Origin of the sequence: Methyloprofundus sedimenti (genome assembly GCF_002072955.1) — a bacterium.
Lineage (GTDB): Bacteria > Pseudomonadota > Gammaproteobacteria > Methylococcales > Methylomonadaceae > Methyloprofundus > Methyloprofundus sedimenti.
The window spans coordinates 824,011-849,877 of sequence record NZ_LPUF01000001.1 but is presented as its reverse complement, the minus strand read 5'-3'; the positions used below and the strand labels follow the sequence as shown (position 1 = coordinate 849,877).

Below are 25,867 nucleotides of genomic sequence, written 5' to 3'. Positions count from 1 at the left end.
ATATTTCGCGCGGTCATTCGCTTTTAGGGGCAAATGAGGCTTGCTCGTTATCTTCTATTTCTCGCCCAGTGCTCATAAAAGACATTCCCTGTGTTCCCGTAGAGCCAGCCATAACAGCTTCAACAACCGGTTTATTGGCGAGTTTGTTTGCCGACCATTTTACAATAAAGTTAGCGCCTATCCCGCCGCGTGCATCAGCCTGACTAACAAAAAAATGTGTCGATGCCATGGGTTCTAAAAGATACGGTACTTTCAGGTAATTTTCGATTAATTTTCCAGCGGTATTGTAATAATTTACATTATTAACAATCAGCGGGTATTTAAAATCCGTATTACGGATACTCAAGGTAATCGCCAGATTCAGCTTACCCCCTCCCGATACAAAAATATCTGAATAAACAGGAACATAAACAGTCTTTTCTTGAGTTAATGAAAGATTATTTTCTTTTAACAAATAAAAAAAAGAGCTATCATCCGTATTGTTGGGCTGTAAAACCTCATTTTCCAGCGTCCAATCATCACAAGCCGTTAAAATAAAACTGCATAGCAAAGATACAAATATTGTATGCACAGGACTAGGACTAGCACTTGCTCTCATTATTTATCACTCCTTTTATACTGATTATACTGACTGAAAATAGAGTTTCAATCCTGATAAAATGTATTCTGTCGCCACAGTAGCCAGTATCAGCCCCATCACTCGACTTATGATACCAGCTCCTGACTTACCAATAATGCGTAAAATCCAGCCCGCACTCAGCAACAATATCAAGGTAGCCAATAACACTATCATCATCGCCGAAGCGGTAACCATCTGACTGTACAGGTCATATCGGTTATTATCCGTCAATACCACAACGGCAAGCATGGCTCCTGGCGAAGCAATGGAAGGCATGGCCAAAGGAAATACAGCACAATCCTTCCCTGCTTCAATTTCCAATTGCTCTTCTTGTTGCGGCTTGGAATCTCCGAAGATCATGGTCAGGGCAAACAAAAACAAGATGATTCCACCAGTAATTTGGAAAGAAACCAGCGGAATATCTAAAGCTTCCAGTAATATCTGTCCTACACATAAAAAAAATAACAAAATCAAGGCTGCAAATGCAACGGCTTTTATGGCGGTTTTTCTACGATGTTTCGGGGATAAATTTTTTGTTACCGAAATAAAAACTGGAATGGTGCCGATAGGATCTATTACCACCCAAAGACCGACTACGTTTGGAAGAAGAAGTTGCCACATAAATTATGATTAATATCAGGTAGGTAAGTTTTAAGCATCACTTCTCAGCAATGTACACGAATGGAGCTAACTATTTCTTGCTTTGCAGAGTAGCCGAGGAGCCTAAAGAGGTCAAGAAAGATTTTCCAAAGCCTCCCTGCATCAGTCTGAAAAACCATTTAGAATAATTCAACTCACGAATATAATCCACTAAGAGATGTAATAATGATATGCTAAATTTGAAAGTATTGGAATGCTTTTTAATTTTCTCATGCTCTATTAAATGATATGTCTGATACCTACGAGTTTGACCCCACTTATGGTTATAAATTAAAACAATTACTACAAATAAAACCACCCAGAGAACCAGCTGGATTTGATACATTTTGGCAAAAGCGTTATCAGGATGCTTTAAGCCTGCAGGCAATGCCACAAATTAAGGATACCGGCAAGAATCATTCTGGGTGGCGTATCTTTGATGTTAGTTATTTATCTACCGGACAATTTAATATCCGTGGCTGGTTGTTGCTCCCCGAGTCTGGCGTGTTTAAGCGGGGGTTTATTATTGGGCATGGCTATGGTGGCCGCGATACACCGGATTTTCATCTTCCCTTTAAAGATGCCGCGTTACTGTTTCCTTGCTCTCGCGGTTTATCTTTAAGCAGTCATAAATCTATTTCTACTGATCCTAAATGGCATGTTTTACATAATATTGACACATTAAACCAATATATTATCGGTGGGTGTGTTGAGGATATATGGTTAGGCGTCAGCGCAATATTGCGCTTATTTCCCCAATTATCAGGACACCTGGGTTATTTAGGTATTAGCTTTAGTGGTGGTATTGGCGCTCTGGCTTTAGCTTATGAGCAACGTATTGCCAGGGGTCATTTTAATGTACCGACTTTTGGACATCATCCGTTGCGCTTGCGTCTGCCCACTATTGGTAGTGCGTTAAGTCAGCAACAGTTTTACTGTATGCATAAAAAACAGACGCTAAAAGTGTTAGGTTATTACGATGCCGCAACTGCAGCAAAACGCATTAGAATGCCGGTGCATTATGCTTGTGCACTTTATGATCCTTGCGTGGCACCGCCTGGCCAATTTACTATTTATAATGCCACTCATAAATACAAACGTTTATTTGTTTTGAATGCTGGTCATTTTGACTATCCTGAGCGTGAACAACAGGAACAACAATTACTGCAGGAAATAGATGATTTTTTTAAACCACTTGATAAACCAAACTGATGACTACTTATTGCGGAGTTGATAATGAATCGTGAATATCACAAATGGTGGAGTGAGCATTTACAACGTGATATGGAATTACTGATTTTTGGTCATGCAGGTGCAAAAGTGCTGGTATTTCCTACCCGGGGCGGGCGCTTTTATGAATATGAACAACTGGGTATGGTCAACGCCTTACAAAATAAAATCGACCAAGGGTGCTTGCAATTATATTGCATTGATAGTGTGGATACAGAAAGTTTTTATTGCTGGTGGGCACATCCCCATGGGCGTATAGAACGCCAAAAAAACTATGAAGCTTATGTTTTGCAGGAAGTGTTTCCTTTTATGCAGCATAAAAATCAGTTTGATTGTGTAATTTCGCATGGCCTAAGTTTAGGTGCTTTCCAGGCTGCAAATATTGCCTTTCGTCACCCTCAGCTATTTAAAAAACTGGTCGCCTTTTCAGGGCGTTACGATTTAACACTTGATGTCGATTGCTTTAAGAATCTGTTCGATGGATATTACAACGAGGATATTTACTTTAATACCCCTACCCATTTTTTGCCGAATCTTGATTGCGCCTGGCATATAGACCATTTAAGGGCAATGGATATTACTTTGGTGATTGGTGAGCAAGACCCTTTTCTGGATAACAACCACCATTTGAGCTCAATTTTAGCCAGCAAAGGCGTTAGCCATAAACTACAGCACTGGCATGAAAGAGCACATAGTGGCCGTTATTGGCGACAAATGGCGCCTTTATTTGTTTAAGGTATGCATCCGTGTTGCTCTGTAAATATTTGCTTCATAGCATTTAGCTATACCCTTTCAGTCACCCTTAATATCGAGATATATCACTTCTGTGTCATACGGTAAGACAAGCCTCCTTTCTCCGGTAAAAAACCAGGCAAAGGTTCAGAGGTCTATAAGGCAGGGGCACTCAAGATAAATATCTGAAATTGGCTACAATGGCAGGCAAAAAAAAAGCCCTGTTACATTAATATGCAACAGGGCTTTATATATGGAGCTGGTGATGGGAATCGAACCCGCGACCTACTGATTACAAATCAGTTGCTCTACCGATTGAGCTACACCAGCGTATAAACTGTTTATACGCCCACTCTTATCCATGAGTAAGTTGAAATATGGAGCTGGTGATGGGAATCGAACCCGCGACCTACTGATTACAAATCAGTTGCTCTACCGATTGAGCTACACCAGCTAAAGAGCGAGTATTATATGCGCTTATTTGTCTTTTGAAAAGCCTTTTATCTGGTTTTATTATAGCTTTTTTTCGCAGGTGCGCGGCGTGGGTTATTATCTACCCTCTGAGTTCTAAAAGTATTCCCTTTACCCTTAATTCTGTCATCTTTCCCTCCTTCTTTAGGTTGCCAATTGGGAATAAGCTGTTGCTTACCATTGCCAATTAAATCTGCGCGCCCCATATTTTTCAGAGCTTCTCTCAGTAACGGCCAGTTTTTGGGGTCGTGGTAACGTAAAAAAGCTTTATGCAAACGGCGTTGTTTTATACCTTTGGGAATAGTCATATTGGATACTTCCCTACGACTTACTTTATTCAAGGTATCTTTACCTGAATGGTACATCGCGGTAGCAATTGACATCGGTGAAGGCAAAAAGGCCTGTACCTGATCAGCTCGGAAATCATGCCGCTTTAACCATAATGCAAGGTTAAGCATATCCAGATCTTCTGTACCGGGGTGTGCTGCAATAAAATAAGGGATAAGATATTGTTCTTTGCCGGCTTCCTTCGAATATTTCTCAAACATTTGTTTGAATGAGTCATAGCTGCCCATACCTGGTTTCATCATTTTAGATAAAGGACCTTGCTCAGTATGTTCCGGTGCAATTTTTAAATAACCACCAACATGATGGGTAACCAGCTCTTTAACATATTCAGGTGATTCAACAGCCAGATCGTAGCGTAACCCTGATGCGATTAATATTTTCTTAATTCCCGGTAAGGCTCGTGCACGCCGGTATAGTTTAATTAACGGGGTATGATCAGTATTCAGGTTTTCACAAATACCCGGGAATACACAGGAAGGCCTGCGACAGGCTTGCTCTATCTTTTCATCTTTACAAGCCAGGCGATACATATTCGCCGTAGGCCCACCCAAGTCGGATATATGCCCAGTAAAGTTAGGCGAAGTATCTCTAATCGCTTCAATTTCTTTGATAATCGAGTCTTCTGAACGGCTTTGAATAATACGTCCTTCATGCTCGGTTATCGAACAAAACGAACAGCCACCAAAACATCCGCGCATGATGTTCACTGAATGCTGAATCATTTCAAACGCAGGTATGTTGGCTTTCCCATATCCTGTATGCGGCAAACGTGAATAGGATAAATCAAATACGCCATCCATTTCACTCATGGTGAGCGGTATAGGCGGCGGATTTACCCAAATATAGCGTTGCATGTGTTTTTGCAATAAAGGCCGTGCATTGCCTGGATTCGTCTCACCATGCATCACGCGTGAGGCATGGGCATATTGTATCGGATCATCTTTGACGGTATCAAAATCAGGTAGACGAATCACAGTCTTTGCACGTTGCTCGTTACTAATTTTTGAGCTTTTAGGCTCTTTTGCCTGTGCTTCTGATTGTTTCTCTGCACAAACCGACTCTTCTTCCATTAAATAGGGATTTTTCGGTTTAATGACTTTTCCCGGTGTATCAATATCGGAAGAGTCTTTAACAGTCCAGCCAGCCGGCACTTGTTTTACAAAATGTACTGTGCCGCGTATACCTTTTAAATCAGTAATCAATTCTCCTGCTGCCAAACGATGTGCAATTTCGGTAATTTGACGTTCCGCATTTCCATACACCAATAAGTCAGCTTTGGAATCCAGTAAAACTGATTTTCTGACTTTATCTGACCAGTAATCATAGTGTGCAATACGCCTTAAACTCGCTTCGATACCACCAATAATAATCGGCACATCTTTATAGGCTTCACGGCATCGGTGGGAATATACATTGACCGCTCTATCGGGTCGTTTGCCACCCTCACCGTTTGCAGTATAGGCATCATTAGAACGAATTTTCTTATCGGCTGTGTAGCGGTTGACCATGGAGTCCATATTGCCCCCAGTTACACCAAAAAACAAATTAGGCCGGCCTAAGCGAGTAAAATCCTCCGCGCTTTGCCAATCGGGCTGGGAAAGAATACCTACACGAAAGCCCTGAGCTTCCAGTACTCGACCAATCAGAGCCATGCCAAAACTCGGGTGATCTATATAAGCATCCCCGGTCACTAAAATGACATCGCAACTATCCCAGCCCAGAATATCCATTTCTGCTTTGCTCATTGGCAATTCTTGTGCCGTTCCAAAACGTTGCGCCCAATATTTCCGGTAGGAAAAGATATGTTTGGCGTCAAATATGTTCATATTTGGATATTCATGCTTTTATTACTCGTTTTAATTCTTTACTATTGTTTCTTTTTAAATCTTTAATAAAATCTAAAAATTCAATTTGATACTGTTCATCAAGCAGCTTTGCTCGTGCCTTTAATGTTTTCATTGAGAAAGTACCCACCCCATCCGCAAAGGCAATAGCGATGATATTACCTCGTCCGCGCACTGGTAAAAACAACACCTTCCCGTCAAAAGTTGAGCTCATCTCCCAACTTATTTGCCTAAATAAATCCTTATCGGTTCCCCATAAATTTATCACTAATAATCCGTGATCGGTGAGCAATTCCTTACAAGCCGAAAATAGACTGATCCCTTGCATGGTATCAGCCATACCTTCATCATCAAAGGCATCAATGATAATTAAATCATGTTGTTCCGGCATTTTTTGACTTTGTTGCTTGATATAATGAGCCCCATCGCCTATTTTAACTTTTAAGCGAGGATCAAGGGGTAAAGCAAAAAAACGCCGGGCAATTTTGATGATTGCCTGACGAAACTCTATCGCTTTTATCCGGCATTGAGGAAATTGAAAGAGTAAATATTTACTTAATAACCCCCCGCCCACTCCAATCATCAAAACATTCTCAGGCTGCTCTTTAAATAAAAGCCATACCATCATCGCTCTGATATATTTTGAATGTAACTCATTGGGTGTATCAGTAAGCATACTACTTTGCCTGGGATACGTACCAAAATGTAAAGCACGTACGCCGTCAGTTTCGACAATTTCAATTAGGCCTTGCTCATCTTGCTCTTGGTGGATGAGTAGACCGTTGTATTTGTACATAAATCACTAAAAAAGAGGGAGAGAGATCTAGGCACTATATGCTTATGTTGCCAAAAAAATCGGGAAGTGCACTATACGATATGTATAGACTAAAGATCATTATACTAAGAATTTATCCATTTTTCTTGGTTATTAAACATTCGCTGAAAATCCTGGAAGCGGGGCCTAAGCAAAGTGAAGGTTTTTTAGCCCATGATAGTGATATAGCCGGATGTATTCTCGGAGCGTTTTTTTGATGTCGAGAAAATACAAGGCTTTCCGACATCGCGTCAAGCTATTTGAGGCAATAAAATAAAATCCCATTTAGGGTTTTTATAAGTGGATACAGGGCGAATCAAGGCAGCGCAGTTTTTAATTAATCCCGGTAAGCTTTTGCCGCGTTGTGGACAAAGACGCCCAAAATGAACATTCGCAAAAATAAACAACCCCCGCTCATTTGTGAAAAGTCAAAAACAATGACTTGAGTTTCATAAAGCAGATCAATAAAAAAATTATTGCAAACAAGAATCATTTGCAATAATATTAATATAACTTTTTAAACATGGAGTATGTTATGTACCTTTTAAACGACTTTAAATTGCATAGAACACTACTATTAAACTTTTTTCCTCAAATAAAAGTCGAGATACTATTATCTGAAGATAAAGATAAACAACATGAACTTCTTACTATTTTTTTTGATGCGCTTCGTGCATCAACACATCCCGTACTTTTCATATATGGTTTATTTTTTATTCCTAAAGTAGTTTCCCGCAGGATACAAAAAGCAGCGAACAATAAAGCTTCACTTCCCATCTGCCTAGAAATAAGCAAAGAGAAATTAAATGAGCTCTTAAAAAATAAGCAAATTTGCGCTGCAGACATCCGATGTTTAGATTCAGGCTCAAAGCAATGCCTAATGAAGCTTTGCCTACAAAATTGCCTCGCTGGAAAATGAACCTTGATACGCCGCCTTTTCACTAACCACTCAATTCTAGTCATAAGTAAAAAACATGAGCCCAAACCCATACCCAATTTTTGCTATTTCAGCAAATGATAGCCCTGAGCAAATAGCAATAAGAACCGGTATGCTCATTCGATTATACCTACAAGATAAAAACCAATTTGTTGCAGAAGCAATCGTTGAGCATATCAATGCAATTTTATCCTTTCCAGGATTTATATCTGATATTCAACAACGCTGCACATTAAGACGTTTGTCCGCTCATTGGAAATGCATTGCCTGGATAGAAAAAACATGAAAGAGATAAAGTGAAATAATTGAAAACAATCAGCGATATACACCAAGTGCTCAAATCATATGGAGACTATGATGCAAGATAATATACAAATGAATGAAAAATTCCTGAACTGGCTCCCCTCTGAAGGAAAAAAACAAGACACGAATCGCGGACAGTGAGATGATGCTGTCATTCGTAAAAACCACAAGGTAGGCCTTGGTGACGATAGTGGATCAGGGCTCTAATTCACCTTGATTATAAAGGTCGATAGCAAACAGGCCAAAGTCGTTTCAGAGGCCATTATCATACTACTTGCGCCTTATCTGGATAAGACACATATTATTACTGCAGATAATGGTTATTACTGCAGATAATGGCAAAGAGTTTGTGGGTCAGGGAATGCTGTCGGAAAAACTAGAAACTAATTTCTTTTTCGCCCATCCATACGCTTCCTGGGAGCGAGGATTGAATGTGGACACTTATGAGCTGATAAGACAATACATTGCTAAAGGCTGTAGCTTTGTGAATATAAGTAATTAGGAAGTCGAAGCTGTCATGAATAAGCTCAACCATCGACTTCAAAAAACATTAAAATATGACATCCTTCACGCTGTATTTTTTAATACTGAGCGTGAAGTAGCATGATTTCTGGAATAGAACTTCAAAGTTGAATCTGCCAAATTTTTGAACTGCTCACTTGCCCTCACTAAAGATTGGGGCTTGCAAATGAATTACACAAATGGATTTTTCAAAACAATGGTTTCATTGCGTTCCGGACCAGTCGATAAGATAGAAATTTCAACACCTACAAGTTCTTCTAAACGTTTAATATAAGCTAGCGCATTTGCAGGTAGTTTATCTAGCTCAGTAATACCTCTGGTTACATCTGTCCAGCCTTCCATATATTCGATAACAGGTACACAGGCCGCATATTTTTCTGCACCTAACGGAGCAACGGTCACTTCTTCGCCAGCAATATTGTAAGCTATACAAATTCCAATTTTATCCAGACCGTCTAATACATCTAATTTAGTAAGACACATGCCGCTCAGGGAGTTTAATTGAGCAGATTTGCGCATGGAAACAGCATCAAACCAGCCAGTGCGTCTTTTTCTCCCTGTTGTCGCACCAAATTCATGGCCTTTTTCTCCCAGATGTTGACCATAGGCATCATCTAATTCCGTTGGAAATGGACCGTTACCCACGCGGGTTGAATAAGCTTTTGTAATACCTAAAACATAATCAATATCTAAAGGACCTATACCAGTACCTGTAGCCGCACCGCCAGCAGTAGTACTTGATGAAGTTACATATGGATAGGTCCCATGATCGATATCCAGCAAAGCACCTTGAGCACCTTCAAATAATACATTATTTCCCTGAGCCTGATAGTTATGTAACTTTTCTGCAACGTCAGTTAGCATCGGTTTTATTTGCTCGGCTAACATCAAAGTCTCCGCTAACATAACCTCAAAATCAACTGCCGGCACTTTGTAGTATTCAGTGAGCATAAAGTTATGAAACGCAGTTAATTCTCTGAGTTTTTCAGTAAACAGTTCAGTATTTAACAAATCTCCTGCACGCACTCCGCGTCGGGCGATTTTATCTTCATAAGCCGGACCAATACCCCGCCCCGTAGTTCCAATAGCTTTATCACCTTTAGCTACTTCACGAGCCTGATCTATCGCGACATGAATCGGTAAAATTAATGCACAGGCTTCACTGATTAATAAACGTGAACGCACTGGAATCCCTGCATCTTCCAGTATTTTTATTTCTTTCAGTAAGGCTTCGGAGGATAACACTACACCATTACCGATTAAACATTGTACGTCTTCACGCAGGATACCCGAAGGAACTAAATGTAAAACAGTCGTTTTGCCATCAATAACCAAAGTATGCCCGGCATTATGGCCACCTTGAAAACGCACGACAGCCTTTGCCTGATCGGTTAATAAATCAACTAATTTACCTTTGCCTTCATCGCCCCATTGCGTGCCGATCACTACAACATTCTTACCCATAACAGTTCCAGATTAATTTAACGGGACAAGAACCCAGTTCTCATCAATTTTTTCCAATATTTGATTACAAGCTAAATGCTCAGCATTACTTTGCTGTCCAGATAGTTGTTTAATGACTATGTTGCCACTAGCCCGAAGGTCACGCACTTTTTCATCCAAAGCACGATCACCCAGCACAAAAGGTGCAAAGATTTTTACAATGTCTGCTGCTGTTTGACTTTTTTTAGTCAGCGCTGCCAGAACTTTTAAGTCTGCACTAAAGCCCGTGGCCGGCCTTGCATTGCCGAATATCTGGCCGATATTATCGTAGCGTCCGCCACGCGCAATTTCTTTACCCACTTCAGCAACGAATGCAGCAAATACCATACCTGTGTGGTAGTGGTATCCACGTAATTCCGCCAGATCAAAACTTATGGTTAATGCAGGATAATAACTGTGTAAAATATCCGCCAATTCCTCAAGTTGCATTAAAGCATTACTGACGCATGTATCTGCTGTGGCAAAAACTGTTCTTGCTTTAGCCAATACTGATTTATCACCATTTAACTTAGGCAAGCTTAAAAAAATAGTTTGTAAATCTGCCGCTACCGCATATTTTTCTAATAGTTCGACGAGTTCACTGTTAGCTTTACGCTGTAATACCTCAAATAGCTCTAACTCTTGCTGCTCCGTCAAGTTTGCTTGAGCAACAAGCCCACGATATATACCTACATGTCCTAAATCCAGATGCACATTTTTCAACCCTGCCATCGCCAGGACTTCAAGCATCAGCTGAATAACTTCGATATCGCTATCAATCTCTGCATGACCAAACAATTCAGCTCCAATTTGCATAGGAATTCGGGTTTTGTCTAGAGCATCACCACGAGTATGTAATGTAGTGCCCTCATAACATAAGCGTGATACCTGTTGATGACTTAAACTATGCGCATCAATTCTTGCGACTTGAGGTGTCATATCAGCACGTATGCCTAACATTTCACCGCTAAGCTGATCTGTTAATTTAAAGGTCTGTAAATTCAGGTCATGTCCAGACCCGGTTAATAGTGAATCTAAATAATCGATAAAAGGCGGCACCACTTTTTGGTAACCCCAACACTCAAAAACATCGAGTAACTGACGTCTTAAACTTTCTAAGTATTGCGCATCTTCAGGTAAAATTTCTTCAACACCATCTGGCAGCAGCCAAGGGTCTCTATGTAACATGATAATTATCCAATTCACACAAAAACGCTCCGCATAAGCGAAGCGTTTTTTCATTCAATCCACGTAAATAATTTTACTTATTTCATTTGTTTGAAATATTTAAAGAAATCAGAATCTGGTTCTGTGACCATCAGGTTTGCCGAGTTAGCAAAAGTTTCTTTATAGGCTGCCATGCTTCGATAAAAAGCATAGAACTCAACATCCTGACCATAAGCCTTAGCATAAATTTCAGATGCGGTCGCATCACCCTGTCCTTTAGTAACCTCAGCATCGCGATAAGCATTCGCTAAAATAATTTCTTTTTGCTTATCTGCATCCGCACGAACACGTTCTGCCGCCTCTGAACCCTGCGATCTAAACTCACGCGCTACCCGGGCACGTTCTGCTTCCATACGACTATAAACAGACTGACTCACCTCTTTAGGTAAATCAATACGTTTTACCTGAACATCAACAATATCGATACCCAACTTGGCAGCTGCGCTTGCCGTGTTGGCTATTAGCGCCTCACGTACGACACTGCGATCAGTGGATACCAACTGTTTGATATCACGTTTACTAAATTCACTACGAAACGCATCTTTTATAATTTGATCTAAACGCACATTCGCCTGATAGGTATCACCCGCAACCGAAGTATAAAACGTTGTCACATCACCAATTCGCCATTTGACAAATGAATCTACAATCACATTCTTCTTTTCAGCCGTTAAAAAACGTTCTGGCGTAGAATCTAGTGTTAAAATTCGCGAATCAAATTTCTTGACGTTATTAATGAAAGGAATTTTAAAATGTAAACCGGGCTTATAGTCTGATGCAACAATCTCTCCAAATTTAAACTTAATTGCTTTTTCTGTTTCAGAAACAGTAAAAATGCTCATCATGACAAGAGTAAATACAACACCAAGGCCTACTAAAATTTTATTTTGTGACATTTTTAGCGTCCTCTCTCTGTACGACCACGACTTGAAGGTCGAGGCGTGTTGATTGCGTTGAAAGGCTGATTTACTGTTGGATCTGATGGATAGGTATTAACCAGCTTATTTACTGCCTTTGACTTAGCTCCCAGCTTATCTAATGGCAAGTACAAAAGATTATTGCCACCTTTAACATCAACCATGACTGTATCAGTACCACTCATAACCGATTCCAGCGTATCTAGATAAATACGTTGCCGAGTCACTTCAGGTGCTTTTTTATATTCTTTTAAAATCTGTGTAAAACGACTCACATCCCCTTCTGCTGCAGAAATGATACGTGATTTATAACCTTCTGACTCCTGCATAAGTCTTGCTGCCGCGCCTCGCGCTTTAGGCACAATATCATTGGCATAAGCTTCTGCCTCATTAATCAGACGCTGTTTATCTTCCCGAGCTTTAATGGCATCTTCAAAAGCACTTTGCACCTGATCGGGTGGCTGGGCATCCTGTAAATTAACACTGGTTATAATAATACCCGAGTCATAAGAGTCCATAACCTGCTGAATTTCAGTTTTAATATCGGCAACAATCTGACTACGACCTTCAGTTAGCGCAAAATCCATTGTATTACCACCGACAACCCCACGCTCCACACTTTCAGTCACCTGTTTCAAAGTAGCAGTCTGATTGAGGATATTAAATAAATATTTTTTTGCGTCATTCACTTGATACTGAACAGCTAGACGTACATCAACAATATTTTCATCTTTAGTCAACATCAGTGCTTCTTGTGCAACAGACCCTTTACTGCCGGCACCTGAACGATATCCAACTTCTAAAGAGCGTACCTGAGAAATATTAACAATCTCGACACTCTCAATAGGTGCTGGAAACTTCCAGTTCAAACCAGGTTGAGTTGTCGCAACATATTTACCAAAGCGTAGTTCAACACCGCGATTTCCTTCATCAACAACGTAGAAACCACTCGCCCCCCAGAGAACGATTGCACCTATAGCCAAAAATCCCAGGCCTTTAAGTGAAGGAGGAGAATTATCATCATTGCCATCTCCGCCTTTATTGCCACCAAACAAGCCGCCTAATTTATCTTGTAGCGTACGAATCGCCTCATCTAAATCGGGAGGTCCATTTTCCTCGTTGCGACCACTCCAAGGGTCTTTGTTTTTATCGCCGCCCGGTTCATTCCAAGACATTCTCTAACTCCACATTTATACTGCAAAAATTAATTATATTTAATCAAACACCTAGCCAAATTCCTATTATTATATTCAGCAATTATCCTAAAAAACTCATTATTACACAATCATTGTTAAATAATTTCTTCAACATCCACATCTCCTAAGACCCCCATGTACTGTTGATCAATTTCTACCAGCAAATCCCACCCACCCTGCTCGGTAAAATCTTCCTGCATAATATGAGCAACTGAAAACAATTTTGCTCGCACGCTGCCCTGACTAGGTAATAAATGACATAAGCGGGTAACTTTAGTCGCGGAAAATATTTCCGCCAATGCCTGTAACAGCAGGCCCATGCCAGCTCCTGTCTTTGCTGATACCCAAACACGTATAGGCAACCCCTGATCATTACGATCTATATGTGGCTCAAAGTCATCGAGAAGATCAATTTTATTAAATACTTCCAGTTGCTGATTAGTATCAGCACCAATTTCTTTAAGTACACGATTGACTTCAGCTATAGTTTCAGCCCGATACTCATCATTAGCATCAATGATATGTAACAATAAATCAGCTTCTGTTGCTTCCTGCAAAGTTGATTTGAATGCAGCCACTAATTCATGCGGCAAATGGCGGATAAAACCAACTGTATCTGCCAGCACAACTTCTGCAGCATTAGGTAATTTAAAGCGTCTTAGCGTTGGGTCCAGCGTCGCAAACAACTGATCTGCCGCATATATATCTGCGCCGGTCAGACGATTAAATAATGTAGATTTCCCCGCATTAGTATAACCTACCAAGGATAAACCTGGCGTTTCAGATCGCTTTCGCCTCGCACGCCCTTGATGACGCTGCTTAACAACTTTTTCCAGACGGCTTTGCACTAATTTGATACGTGCACCGACCTGTCGTCGGTCATCCTCCAACTGAGTTTCCCCCGTTCCACGCATGCCTATCCCACCCTTTTGCCTATCCAGATGAGTCCATCCACGGGTCAAACGCGAAGACAAGTGATTTAACTGTGCCAGTTCAACTTGTAATTTTCCATCATATGATTTTGCACGCAGTGCGAATATATCCAGAATCAAACCATTTCGATCAACGACACGGAACTCCAGTGCAGCCTCTAAATTACGCTCCTGACTAGGCGTTAACACATGATTAAACAGCACAAGATCTGCTTCTGTTTCTTCAATGACTGCCCTTAATTCTTCTAACTTACCGGAACCGATAAAATACTTAGCATCAGGATACTTGCGTGATCCTGTCAAGACATGAACAACTTCTGCTCCTGCTGACCTCGCCAATTCTTTTAATTCATTTAAATCTTCCTGACCTTCGTAAAGATTGATATGCACCAGAACAGCTCTTTCTCCGGATTCTGGGCGATCAAACAAGGTTAAGTTCCTTGCTTATACGGGCTCTCAAATTATTCAACTCCAACTTCTTTATTTATCATAGTCACGGGTTTACCTGGAACTATAGTTGAGATAGCATGCTTATAAACCATTTGCACCATAGTATTTTTTAGCATAACAACATACTGATCAAATGAATCAACACGGCCTTGCAATTTAATGCCATTCACTAAAAAAATAGATACAGGAGTATGCTCTTTTCTAAGTGAATTTAAAAAAGTATCCTGTAAATTTTGATTTTTTGGCATGTTTTTCTCCCTTTTTTTTTGTTATTTGTTTTGCCCGATCAGGGTAATTCAAAACTACCTGAATCGATACCTTACCGATAATTAGTCCGCTTTACAAGATATAAGGACGCAATGCTAAAATTCAATACTATTCTGGCTTTAATATGCTTAATTGATGCCTAGCTACTGTATATGCACCTAACATTCCCAAAGTAGATGATGCCATCAGCAAATAGATTGATTCACTAAAACTCAAAAACTGTATTTGAAACTGACTTTGGTAGAGTAACGCTAATTGCTCTATCGGAGTATTAACCGTTAATAATATCAAACTAATAACACACCACGCCAATACACCTGATATAAAACCATACCAAAAACCCGTGTATAAAAAAGGCAGACAAATAAAAGTATTGGTTCCTCCTACTAATTTTGTCACAATCACTTCATCTCTACGTGATTGCAATTCAGAGCGTATGGTATTGCCAATTATAAACAACACGGCAATTGCCAGTAAGCCCGTTAAAATAAGCGCGACGCGATTTGCCATTTTCATGATGGCTTGTAAACGTGCAAGCCATTGCATATCCATTTGCGCAAAATCAACCGCTTGCTCATGCTGCATTTGTTGCAATAGTTCTTTTAGCTGACTGGCTTTCGTTAGAGAATCTTTAGGAAAGACCTGAATTACTGCAGGCAGCGGGTTGCTCTCTAGCGCATTCAAGGCCGCACCAAAACCACTATATTGTTGAAATTCTGCTAATGCCTGCTGTTTGGATATGACATTTACATTTTCTATCGCCTCATTAGTCAGTAATTTCTGAGCTAGCACCCTGGCCTCATCGTCACTAATTTTCTCATGTAAAAACAAAGATATTTGTTTTCCAGTCTGTAAGGAATCAACCAGTTGCTGAGCGTTATTCACTAAAACATAAAAACTACCCGCCAAAGCGATTGCTATCGCCATGACTATAATTGCCATTGCCGATGTAAAAGGAGCTCTTAACAGGCGTAGCAAGCTAGAATTAAGCGACTGAGTTTGTAGCTTCAGACTGGTTAAAACGCGGTTTTCTGGCCCACGCTTGATAATATTGCTATTTCTGACTTTTTGTCCTCGTGCTTTTCTAACGGGTTTCATGCGTGCTGCCCCAACAGTCTGCCATGTTCTAATTTCAACACCTTATGATTTAATTTACTTACTAAATCTATATCATGTGTGGCAATTAAAACAGTGACGCCAACTTGCTTAAATTGTTCAAACAAGTGCATAATTTCTGCGGATAATTCAGGATCCAGATTTCCAGTAGGCTCATCCGCCAAAATCAATGCCGGTTTATTAACAACGGCACGAGCTATCCCGATGCGCTGCTGCTCTCCTCCCGATAAAGCCAGGGGATACTTATTCTCTTTACCCAACAAGCCAACTTTATCTAATGATGCACGTACACGTCTGGCAACTTCATGCGGCCCTACACCAGCAACAACCATTGGCAACGCAACATTGTCAAATACCGTTTTATCAAACAGTAACTTATAGTCCTGAAAAATGAGACCTAACTTACGTCGTAAGTAGGGAACTTGCCTATCAGTTAATCGATTCAGATTTTGCCCGTCAAACAGTATTTGTCCACGCGAGCAACGCTCAATTGCGGCAATCAGTTTTAACAAGGTGCTTTTTCCTGCACCTGAGTGACCCGTTAAAAATGCCATCTCACCTTTTCCTAGATGAAAACTCACATCAAGTAAGGCATCGCCTGCATCTGCATAGCGCTTAAATACATGATCAACAGTCAACATAAGCTTTAATGCGCATCTTCGCCAAATAATGCATCAATAAACTGTTCTGCATTAAAGTCTTGTAAATCATCTATACCCTCTCCTACACCAAGAAAACGAATAGGCACCCCAATTTGTTTAGCCAACGCAAATATCATACCACCTTTCGCTGTACCATCTAACTTGGTTAGTGCAATTCCGGTTAATTCAACCGATTTGTTAAAGTGTTCAGCTTGAGAAAGCGCATTTTGTCCTGTTCCCGCATCCAATACCAGCAGTACTTCATGCGGTGCAGTTGCATCTACTTTAGAGGTAATGCGTTTGATTTTCTTTAACTCTTCCATCAAATTTGATTTGGTGTGCAGGCGGCCTGCTGTATCAGCGATCAGCACATCTATCCCTTTTGCCTGTGCAGATTGTACACCATCAAAAATAACCGATGCAGAGTCAGCACCTGTATGCTGAGCGACCACTTGAATATTATTACGTTCACCCCACACTTGTAGCTGCTCTACTGCCGCAGCTCTAAAGGTATCCCCCGCTGCCAGCATGACACTATGCCCTTGCTGCTGTAATCTTTGCGCCAGCTTGCCAATGGTTGTGGTTTTTCCCACGCCATTTACACCGACAACTAAAATGACATAAGGACCTTGTTTTTCAGGAATCACTAAAGGGTGGCTGACTGGCTCTAATAATTTCAGCAGCTGCTGCTTAAGCAATGCAGATAAGGCATTAACATCTTGTACCTGATGCTTCTCTACACTTTCTTCCAGCCTGGCAATAATTTCCGTTGTAACATCCATACCAACATCAGCCATCAACAGGCTGGTTTCAATCTCTTCCAGTAAATTCTGATCAATTTTTCTATTCGCAAAAGTAATCACTGAAAGTGCAGCACCTAAACCTGTGCGTGTCTTGCCTAATTGTGATTTTAAACGTAAATACAGAGATTCAGGTTCGACCGGCTCAGGCTGCACTGCTGCCAATTCAGATACAGGGATTAACGGCTCATGATCAATTAATTGAGTCGCTACTTCTTTTTGCTGATCTAGATTTGTATATCTGCTATAAAAGCGAATGGCGATTAGCGGCAACATCAAAACAAGTGCATTAATACTATGAATAACCACTAGCCATACTGGCATAGCCATCTTGACTATGCCTATACCCGCAGCAAATTGAAGCAGCAATAATATACTTATTGCTGCACCGGCCCAGCGTATTTGTTTAACACGATTTTTAGTCGCTTGCAGCATAAGCCAGGTCAGAAATACAAAAATCACTACTGCCAGGATGCGATGCATCCAGTTCAAAGCAACTTTTGCACTAAAGGATAAAGGGGCAAACAAATTAAATGCATTTTGGTAATCTGCCTGTGGCCACCAGCTGTTTAAACAACGCGGGAAGTCACCACATACCAATGCCGCATTATTTGCAGCAAGCCATGCACCTAATAACAGTTGCAGCAGCAAAAGAATGGCACCTGAATAGAGTAACCATTGACTGCTGGCATCGGTTTTTTTAATGTAGCCAGACTGGCTGCTTAAGAGAACACTGAAGCCAAGGAATAAGGCCAATGCACTTATTAAATAATGTACAAAATGAGAAACGGCCAGACTTGGCAGAAACTCTTGATGCATGTCCAGTTGAATCTGTAAAGCGACTAAAACGGCTAATAAAACTGTGTAAATTATTATTTTAAGGCGCGCTGTTTTTAACCCAAAACTCGTAATTAGCATTGCACCAAGAAATAACGGCAAGCCAAAAGCACTTGTATAATGGATTAATTGCACTACAGCTTGACTACTGATTGCTGTCTGACTGAGCATTTCCGTCAATTGTGCATAACAGCCAGAAAGTTCGGTACATGACACCATATCAACATGCGTAACACGCTGGTATATTCCTGTTGCTGTCAGTACTAAAACCAAAAAACAAACTAAAAATGTAAATAACCTGAACATATCTGTCTACCCAATTTGAGAAATTCTAAGTAATTTTTTCAAATCACTTTTAACAGCATACGGATCAAACTCAGACGAGTATTGCATCATAATATTTCCAAGTGGATCCATTAATAATAACCTGCCCTCCGCGATCTTACCGCCCAACTGTTGCTTGATTTTTATAGCCAATGCAGGAGACGGCTTCACCTTTATTAAGCGATCATCTTCATCCCACCAAGGTTGAAATTCAGCCTCTTGTTGACCCTGCATAACAATAACAGCACGTCGGGTACGCGTTAAATCTTTATTGAGCATTAAACGTAACTGCCTGGTGGCATGAATGGCTTCTACACAAAGCTTATTACAATTATTTGCAGGAATAATATTCAACATCACCCAGTGGCCTTTCAATTGCCCAATATTGTTAATTGAAAAATCATCAATCCCCTGTAAATCAGAGTCCTCCGTTGTAATCACAGGAATAATTAAATCGCCTTTATTAGTTGCAGAGGGCTTGAAATCGGGATCTGTCGTTAAATACCATGCGAACGAAAAAGGAATAATCGTCATTAAGGCTAAAATAATAATCGTACGATGGTTTTTCTGTATTTGCTTAATCATTTTTTGGTGTTCTGCAACTTGTCCAAAGGAGTAAAAGAGTTAAAGTAGCCGCAAGTGCAAACCACTGAAAGGCATAAGCGGTATGCTTCTCTGGGGGAATACGTGTATGGATTTGCCATTCGCGTACATAGCCATAAGGCTCTTCGACTGACAACTGTAACTGTAAATCTATAATTGGCTGATTCAATTTTTTAGTCATTTTTTGTTTATTTATTATCTGCACTAAGGAGGGCCATCCTTTCCCTGGCTCATCAGCTCCTTCCAATACCAAGCCAACGTCTGGAAAATGATTAAGCACTCCGATAATGGATAACTTTTCTGCAGCAGGGCTAAAATCAATATCCGGCATCTCCTGCCTGTTCTTATCCATCAACACCCACCCCCGGTTGACTAATAAAGTTTTATTCTCATCCGCAAGAATAAAGGGGGTTAAAACAAAGTAACCCACCTTTCCATCATGAATCTGATTATCTAATAAAATCTGATGCTGCGTATCATAGTGTCCTTCTGCTATAACTCGCCTATATCTTAGATCATTACTTTCAGCTAATAATTCACCTATAGGTTGTAGCTCTTTTTGCATCTTTGAATATTGATTAGCCAATAATTCCCTTTTTTCTTCAGCTCGGCTTAACTGCCAAAATCCCAGTCGTAGAAGTAATGCGAGCACACAAATAAAAACAATCAGTGGTAGAACCTTTATTCTACAGTGGCATATACTAAAACTCGGCTTCATTGATAGATCGTTACTATTATGTTTGTTATGTATTAAGATATAACTATTATTTTTTTACTTACTGCACATCTTAACATTATGCTAAAGATTTTTATTATTCTGGTTTTTTTATCGATTATCGCCAGCCTAGGTATTGCATTATTTCATCTCATAAAAAATAAAGAGTCTTCAGAGAAAACAGTCAAAGCTCTGACCTACCGAATTAGTATTTCACTCGCTTTATTTATCTTGCTGGCTATTGCTTTAATGAGTGGACTTATCCAGCCATCAGGGATAGGCATGCAAATGCAATTGCAGAAAGAAAAAATGGCTGAACAACAAAAATAGTTAATTTAAAATTTGCGCCTGGTAGCAACGCAGCCAGCACAGGAACGTAACTGATTATCCTGCGTTCCTCAGCCCCCTCCTGACACACATCGTTTGCGGGCTAAAATCGACGCTACTGCCTGAAACTATTAGCGACACTTGGTTTTGGCAAAAAAAAAGCACTGCCTTTATAACAAGGCAGTGCTTTTTTGCTCGGCAATTCGTTTATAACAAATAAACAAAAATAAACAAACCTAGCCATACCACGTCAACAAAATGCCAATACCAGGCAGCCGCCTCAAAGGCAAAGTGATTTTCCGGAGTAAAATGACCTTTAGAACTGCGAAATAAAACCACTGTCAGAATAATAGCACCAATGCATACATGCGCACCGTGAAAACCAGTCAGCATAAAGAAAGTTGAACCGTAGATTCCAGAGCCCAATGTAAGCCCCATTTCATGGTAAGCTTCTTGATACTCAATCGCCTGGAAGGCGACAAATAAAAAGCCTAAAATAACAGTCGCTGCTAAACCTTTAATGAGTTGCGGGCGATTTTTGGCAAGTAATCCATGGTGCGCCCAGGTGCAGGTCACACCACTGCTTAGCAGGATCAAAGTATTAAGCAAAGGTAAGCCAAAAGCACCCATAGGCTCGAATTCACCACCAATATGACCAGGACCATTGGAAGGCCATACTGACTGAAATGAAGGCCATAACATCGCTGTAGAGCGTCCTGGCCCATCACCTATACCTGACAACCAGTCGGCTGATAAATTTCGCGTATACCAAAGTGTGCCAAAAAATACTGCGAAAAACATAATCTCAGAAAAGATAAACCACATCATCCCCATACGGTAAGAAATTCCTACATAATGGTTATATGTGCCGGTTTCACTTTCACTAGCTTGCAGCGTAAACCAGCCACCCAGCATAACTATAAAAATAGCCAGACCCAGCAGCATGAAAGTAGATCCTGCAGCATTACCATTCAGGTAATTTGCAAAACCCGCTAATGAGGTCAATAAACCCGCCGTTGCAGCAATCGGCCAGGTTGCCTTATGTGGAATGTAATATGCGCCTGTAGACATCATTATCCCCTATTTAATTTGTAGTATCATAAAATGTAAGTCCAAATGTCAGTCTTTTGTAATGTTTAGGTAAAGCAGGATCAACGACTAATTGCACCTCAAGATGCTTAGTCTCTCCTGCTTCAAAAACCTGTGTTGCAAAACAAAAACACTTAGTATTTTTAACATAGCTCACTGCTGGCCCTGGCGTAACACTAGGATTTGCCTTGGCAAACATGCGTTTGTCTGTTTTATTAGTTACTGTATAAGTCATGTTTATGACTTCGCCAGGATGTACTTTTATCTGATACTTATCCGCTTTAAAGTCTAGCTGGGTACCCGCACCTTTTGAAGTAATAAATTCGAACGCTAACTCTCGCTGTGTATCAGTCGTATAATTTAAAGCAGAAGGTTCTTGCCTGGTTTTTCCATTAATGCCTGTAATTTCGCACAAAATATCGTACAAAGGTATCAAGGCAACTGCAAATAAAAACATCATTAGCACTAAAAGAAGCAAGGCACGTACTGTTTTTTTATTCCTCTGCTCTAAATCAGGCTTCACGAAGAAGTAACTCTTATAACAGCAAAAACATAAATTGTAATCACCACAACCGTTAACACGACCGCAGTCAAAATATTTTTTGTTTTAGTTTTCATTGTTTCAGCTTACTTTGCCTGCATATTTTCAATGCGATGCAGGCAAAGGCAACATAACTCCTTAGAAGTGTTCAGTTGGAATCTTTTCTGGTGGAGTGGCAAAAGTATGGTATGGCACTGGCGAAGGCAAAGTCCACTCTAAACCATGCTTATGCGCATCTTCCCAAACTTCATCCGTAACTTTCTCACCGGTTCCGCCCCTAATTGTTTTAATCACAATATAAAGAAATAACAACTGACTAAAGCCAAATATAAACGCACCAATGCTGGAAACCATATTCCAGTCAGTAAACTGTACTGCATAATCTGGTATACGACGCGGCATACCTGCCAAGCCTAAGAAATGTTGCGGAAAGAATAAGATATTTACTGAAATGACCGATAACCAGAAATGAAATTTTGCCAGTCTTTCATCATACATATTTCCAGTCCATTTAGGTAACCAGAAATAACCCCCAGCCATCAAAATAAAGATTGAAGCGGGTACTAAAGTGTAATGAAAATGCGCCACGATAAAATACGTATCATGATACTGAAAATCAACCGGAGCCAAGGACATCATTAAGCCGGTAAAACCACCCATAGTGAATAACACTACGAAAGCAATTGAAAATAACATTGGTGTTTCAAAAGTCATTGACCCTTGCCACATGGTGGCCGTCCAGTTGAACACTTTAACGCCAGTAGGAATCGCAATGAGCATAGTTGCATACATAAAATACAGCTCACCTGCTATCGGCATACCCACAGTAAACATGTGATGCGCCCAAACGATAAAGGATAGAAATGCAATCGCTGCTGTCGCGTAAACCATAGAGCTATAACCAAATAATGGCTTACGCGCAAATACTGGAATAATCGTAGAAGCAATACCAAAAGTAGGCAGAATCATCACATACACTTCAGGATGTCCGAAGAACCAGAAAATATGTTGATAAAGCACAGGGTCACCACCACCGGCCGCATCAAAAAAGCTGGTATCGAAGAAACGATCGGTTAATAGCATGGTTACCGCACCAGCAAACACCGGCATGATCGCAATCAATAAAAATGCAGTAATCAACCATGTCCAGACGAATAATGGCATTTTCATCAAAGTCATTTTTGGTGCACGCATATTCAAAATAGTTGCGATAATATTAATCGCTCCCATAATCGACGAGATACCCAATAAATGTACCGAGAAAATTGCGAAAGGGAAGGCTGCGCCAGTTTGCAATACTAAAGGTGGATATAAAGTCCAGCCTGATGCAGGTGCCCCCCCTTCCATAAATAAAGTACTGGCTAACATAAGTATCCCAGCGACTAATAGCCAGAAACTCATATTATTCATTCTTGGTAATGCCATATCTGGCGCACCAATCATCAACGGTATCTGCCAGTTTGCAAAGCCGACAAAGCCTGGCATAACTGCACCAAATACCATGACCAGGGCATGCATCGTGGTCATTGAGTTAAAGAATTGCGGGCTGACAAACTGCATACCCGGCTCAAATAATTCAGCACGTATAATCAATGCCATTGTCCCGCCAACGAAAAACATGGCGAGTGCGAATAACAAATACAGCGTACCAATATCTTTATGATTGGTGGTAATTATCCACCTTAATAAGCCTTTCTCAGGCCCATGATCATGATGATCATCGTGTTCATGCTCAGCTACAACAGCAGACATAATTAATACCTCTTAAAATACTATATAGAATTCGATGCAATACTCGATGATGAAATATATTATTCGTCATCATCGTCATACTTGACGGCAGGAATAGCTGCTTGTAAAGATTTTATTGCTGTAGGCTGAATTGAATCGCCGACTGAATTCCCTAAACCGTTACGAATAAAAGTAGACACCGCAGCAAAATCAACAGGATCTAGCATCTGCCCAAAAGCTGGCATCATACCTTTACCTTTGAGCATCAATTCAACTTGAGCATTTATATCACCCGTTACGACTGAACTCCCGGTAATAGAAGGGAAAGTACCTGCCAAACCTGCGCCATCTGCCATGTGGCATGATGCACAGTTATTCGCATACACACTCTCACCTTTTGCAATCAAGTCTTCTTGAGACCAATCTTTCTCAGCTGCAGCCGCATTCTCAACTGCAATACCTTGTTGCTTGGCAACCCAGGCTTCATAGTCAGGCTTTTCCATTGCAATGACTACAATTGGCATAAAACCATGATCTCTGCCACAAAGCTCTGTACATTGCCCACGATAGGTTCCTGCTTTATCTACTGATGTCCATGATTCATTTATATAACCTGGAATGGTGTCTTTTTTCCAGCCTAATTGAGGCACCCACCATGAGTGAATAACATCTGCAGCAGTAAATAGAAAACGAATTTTAGTATTAACAGGCACGACTAATGGCTTATCAACTTCTAATAAATAATTCGGCACTGTTCGAGGATCAATACCTGAATTAAGCTGCCGTGCTTTATTACTTGCCTCATCAAGACTACTAAAAAAGCGAATTCCGCTATCCAGATATTCATATTCCCACTTCCATTGCCAGCCCGTGACTTTAATGGACATCTCTGAATCTTTCGTGTCATTCATTTCCAACATGACTTTAGTCGCCGGAATAGCTAACACAATCAAAATCACCGTTGGTATGATCGTCCAAAGAATTTCCACTTTGGTGCTTTCATGAAAATTCGATGCTTTATATCCTCTCGACTTACGATGAAAATAGATTGAGTAAAACATGGTACCGAATACTGCGACACCTATGAATACACAAACCCACAACACCAACATATGTAGACCGTATACATCACGACTAATTGATGTCACACCCTCCATTAAGTTAAGAGTATAGTTCGCCTGAGCCGGCCCTAGACCAATGGTCATCAGGGCCAGACCTGCGAATAATTGCTTTGTTTTCACCACGGAGTAACCTCCTCTCTATTAATAATAAACTGATTGAATGCATTAAACGCGGAACGTCGACCTAGCGTCTAAATATGAGCTATTCCTGTTCCAAAATCGTTGTGATCAGCTTTTACTCCCTTTGCCGCAATCCTTTTTATTGTTATCACAAAAAACTTCGTAATTTTAACTCATGAGTCTCTGCTAAGCTAGGGATGTTTTTCTCTTTTAAAGCTTTATAAATTAATATATGTACTAAACCACATACTCTTTCCTTATATTTTTACTTAAATCATATACATCAAAATCACACATCATTATTAACTGTACTTTATTAGTCAATAAAAAAGGGCCTGCAAGAAAACTCACAGGCCCTTTCTGATTACAATGTACTGTATACATTTAGCCGTTTAATGCACCTGCATAAGGCATATCAAATGCAGGAATATGACTATCCAGCCAACTCTTAACAAAAGTGCCCGTATCTTCAGTCACTTCTATATCACCAGCGTGGAATTTTTTTTGTAAATCAGCACAAATACCAACCAGTGCATCATGCTCTGCTTTATGAGCAGCTAGCCCTGCATATCCCTTGGCATCCATTTCCTTTTCTTCATGCGCAAAATGATCAACGACATAGGCAATTAAAGCATCCAGTGCATTCCCTATATCTGCACGATCAGCACCACCTGTGGCAAGATCATATAATTTATTCAATAGACCAAACAATACTTTGTGCTCATCATCTGCAAAACTCACATCAGTACCATATTGCTCTGCTGTCCAAGTGATTAAAGCCATTATTTTCTCCGTTTTTTAATTATTATTGGAGAGGACATTATACATAAAACCATATAAACTTAAAGTTTTTATGGTTTTAAAGTTTAGCGCTAATCTTCCTGGATAAATATTCAGGATCCAGCTTTTCCATATAAGGCAATACTGCCAGCAAAGGCACATCTATCGACTGACCGCAGCGTGCGTATATTA

General features: G+C 40.3%; 25 protein-coding genes and 2 tRNA genes. 5 read left to right on the top strand and 22 right to left on the bottom strand.

Annotated features, from left to right (window positions below; genetic code table 11):
- Window positions 1-13: 13 nt before the first annotated feature.
- The gene (locus AU255_RS03735; protein ID WP_080521628.1) at window positions 14-598 is read right to left on the bottom strand and encodes a DUF3124 domain-containing protein; all 585 of its coding nucleotides are present in this window, start codon (window positions 596-598) and stop codon (window positions 14-16) included.
- 24 nt (window positions 599-622) lie between these two features.
- Complete coding sequence (locus AU255_RS03730; RefSeq protein WP_080521627.1) at window positions 623-1,240, bottom strand: MarC family protein; 618 nt, start codon at window positions 1,238-1,240, stop codon at window positions 623-625.
- A 267-nt stretch (window positions 1,241-1,507) separates the two neighbouring features.
- Here AU255_RS03730 and AU255_RS03725 point away from each other — a divergent pair, with 267 nt between their 5' ends.
- Together AU255_RS03725 and AU255_RS03720 are read left to right on the top strand one after the other, a co-directional pair.
- A complete protein-coding gene (locus AU255_RS03725; protein WP_080521626.1) occupies window positions 1,508-2,470 on the top strand; it encodes an acetylxylan esterase in 963 nt (320 codons plus the stop codon).
- A gap of 24 nt (window positions 2,471-2,494) precedes the next feature.
- A complete protein-coding gene (locus AU255_RS03720) occupies window positions 2,495-3,223 on the top strand; it encodes an esterase family protein (RefSeq protein ID WP_080521625.1) in 729 nt (242 codons plus the stop codon).
- 251 nt (window positions 3,224-3,474) lie between these two features.
- Here the strand turns inward: AU255_RS03720 and AU255_RS03715 are convergent.
- The 4 genes from AU255_RS03715 to AU255_RS03700 form a co-directional block, all read right to left on the bottom strand.
- Window positions 3,475-3,550, bottom strand: a tRNA-Thr gene (locus AU255_RS03715).
- Between the two features lie 48 nt (window positions 3,551-3,598).
- Window positions 3,599-3,674 (bottom strand) — tRNA-Thr (locus AU255_RS03710).
- A gap of 46 nt (window positions 3,675-3,720) precedes the next feature.
- Window positions 3,721-5,865, bottom strand: a complete 2,145-nt coding sequence (locus AU255_RS03705; RefSeq protein WP_080521624.1) for a YgiQ family radical SAM protein — start codon at window positions 5,863-5,865, stop codon at window positions 3,721-3,723.
- A 10-nt stretch (window positions 5,866-5,875) separates the two neighbouring features.
- Entirely contained in the window at window positions 5,876-6,679 is an 804-nt protein-coding gene (locus AU255_RS03700) for a spermine/spermidine synthase domain-containing protein (RefSeq protein WP_080521623.1), read from the bottom strand.
- Window positions 6,680-7,232: 553 nt separating this feature from the next.
- Here AU255_RS03700 and AU255_RS20245 point away from each other — a divergent pair.
- Window positions 7,233-7,616 carry a hypothetical protein gene (locus AU255_RS20245; RefSeq protein WP_080521621.1) on the top strand — a complete coding sequence of 128 codons (384 nt, stop codon included), beginning with the start codon at window positions 7,233-7,235 and terminating at the stop codon, window positions 7,614-7,616.
- A 55-nt stretch (window positions 7,617-7,671) separates the two neighbouring features.
- Window positions 7,672-7,920 (top strand): hypothetical protein, encoded by a 249-nt coding sequence (locus tag AU255_RS03685; RefSeq protein ID WP_080521620.1) that lies wholly within the window; start codon window positions 7,672-7,674, stop codon window positions 7,918-7,920.
- A 710-nt stretch (window positions 7,921-8,630) separates the two neighbouring features.
- On the opposite strand, the gene AU255_RS03675 is transcribed toward AU255_RS03685, so the two are convergent.
- From AU255_RS03675 to AU255_RS03625, 11 genes are all read right to left on the bottom strand, one after another.
- Complete coding sequence (locus tag AU255_RS03675; protein ID WP_080521618.1) at window positions 8,631-9,923, bottom strand: adenylosuccinate synthase; 1,293 nt, start codon at window positions 9,921-9,923, stop codon at window positions 8,631-8,633.
- Window positions 9,924-9,935: 12 nt separating this feature from the next.
- The gene (locus AU255_RS03670; RefSeq protein ID WP_080523276.1) at window positions 9,936-11,129 is read right to left on the bottom strand and encodes an ATP phosphoribosyltransferase regulatory subunit; all 1,194 of its coding nucleotides are present in this window, start codon (window positions 11,127-11,129) and stop codon (window positions 9,936-9,938) included.
- Window positions 11,130-11,206: 77 nt separating this feature from the next.
- Entirely contained in the window at window positions 11,207-12,064 is an 858-nt protein-coding gene (gene hflC / locus AU255_RS03665) for a protease modulator HflC (RefSeq protein ID WP_080521617.1), read from the bottom strand.
- Window positions 12,065-12,066: 2 nt separating this feature from the next.
- A complete protein-coding gene (gene hflK / locus AU255_RS03660) occupies window positions 12,067-13,260 on the bottom strand; it encodes an FtsH protease activity modulator HflK (RefSeq protein WP_080521616.1) in 1,194 nt (397 codons plus the stop codon).
- Window positions 13,261-13,376: 116 nt separating this feature from the next.
- Window positions 13,377-14,642 (bottom strand): ribosome rescue GTPase HflX, encoded by a 1,266-nt coding sequence (gene hflX / locus AU255_RS03655; protein WP_080521615.1) that lies wholly within the window; start codon window positions 14,640-14,642, stop codon window positions 13,377-13,379.
- A 32-nt stretch (window positions 14,643-14,674) separates the two neighbouring features.
- A complete protein-coding gene (hfq, locus tag AU255_RS03650; protein WP_080521614.1) occupies window positions 14,675-14,911 on the bottom strand; it encodes an RNA chaperone Hfq in 237 nt (78 codons plus the stop codon).
- 127 nt (window positions 14,912-15,038) lie between these two features.
- Complete coding sequence (gene ftsX, locus AU255_RS03645) at window positions 15,039-16,028, bottom strand: permease-like cell division protein FtsX (RefSeq protein ID WP_080521613.1); 990 nt, start codon at window positions 16,026-16,028, stop codon at window positions 15,039-15,041.
- Entirely contained in the window at window positions 16,025-16,687 is a 663-nt protein-coding gene (ftsE, locus tag AU255_RS03640) for a cell division ATP-binding protein FtsE (protein ID WP_080521612.1), read from the bottom strand. The genes ftsX and ftsE overlap by 4 nt, the downstream gene beginning before the upstream one ends.
- Before the next feature lie 5 nt (window positions 16,688-16,692).
- Window positions 16,693-18,630, bottom strand: coding sequence for a signal recognition particle-docking protein FtsY (gene ftsY, locus AU255_RS03635; RefSeq protein ID WP_080521611.1), 1,938 nt, complete (start codon window positions 18,628-18,630; stop codon window positions 16,693-16,695).
- Between the two features lie 6 nt (window positions 18,631-18,636).
- A complete protein-coding gene (locus AU255_RS03630) occupies window positions 18,637-19,233 on the bottom strand; it encodes a hypothetical protein (protein ID WP_080521610.1) in 597 nt (198 codons plus the stop codon).
- Window positions 19,226-19,969, bottom strand: coding sequence for an SURF1 family protein (locus AU255_RS03625; protein WP_080521609.1), 744 nt, complete (start codon window positions 19,967-19,969; stop codon window positions 19,226-19,228). Before AU255_RS03625 ends, AU255_RS03630 begins: the two co-directional genes overlap by 8 nt.
- A gap of 78 nt (window positions 19,970-20,047) precedes the next feature.
- On the opposite strand from AU255_RS03625, the gene AU255_RS03620 reads away from it, so the two are divergent.
- Window positions 20,048-20,296, top strand: a complete 249-nt coding sequence (locus AU255_RS03620; protein WP_080521608.1) for a twin transmembrane helix small protein — start codon at window positions 20,048-20,050, stop codon at window positions 20,294-20,296.
- Window positions 20,297-20,500: 204 nt separating this feature from the next.
- Here the strand turns inward: AU255_RS03620 and AU255_RS03615 are convergent, their stop codons facing one another.
- The 5 genes from AU255_RS03615 to AU255_RS03595 form a co-directional block, all read right to left on the bottom strand.
- Window positions 20,501-21,367: a cytochrome c oxidase subunit 3 gene (locus AU255_RS03615; RefSeq protein WP_080521607.1), complete on the bottom strand. Its 867-nt coding sequence runs from the start codon at window positions 21,365-21,367 to the stop codon at window positions 20,501-20,503.
- Window positions 21,368-21,377: 10 nt separating this feature from the next.
- On the bottom strand, window positions 21,378-21,905 hold the full coding sequence (locus AU255_RS03610) for a cytochrome c oxidase assembly protein (RefSeq protein ID WP_080521606.1): 528 nt from the start codon (window positions 21,903-21,905) through the stop codon (window positions 21,378-21,380).
- Window positions 21,906-22,061: 156 nt separating this feature from the next.
- Window positions 22,062-23,675, bottom strand: coding sequence for a cytochrome c oxidase subunit I (ctaD, locus tag AU255_RS03605; RefSeq protein WP_080521605.1), 1,614 nt, complete (start codon window positions 23,673-23,675; stop codon window positions 22,062-22,064).
- A 59-nt stretch (window positions 23,676-23,734) separates the two neighbouring features.
- On the bottom strand, window positions 23,735-24,895 hold the full coding sequence (gene coxB / locus AU255_RS03600; RefSeq protein ID WP_233144542.1) for a cytochrome c oxidase subunit II: 1,161 nt from the start codon (window positions 24,893-24,895) through the stop codon (window positions 23,735-23,737).
- Window positions 24,896-25,279: 384 nt separating this feature from the next.
- Window positions 25,280-25,678, bottom strand: coding sequence for a bacteriohemerythrin (locus AU255_RS03595; RefSeq protein WP_080521603.1), 399 nt, complete (start codon window positions 25,676-25,678; stop codon window positions 25,280-25,282).
- Window positions 25,679-25,867 lie beyond the last annotated feature (189 nt).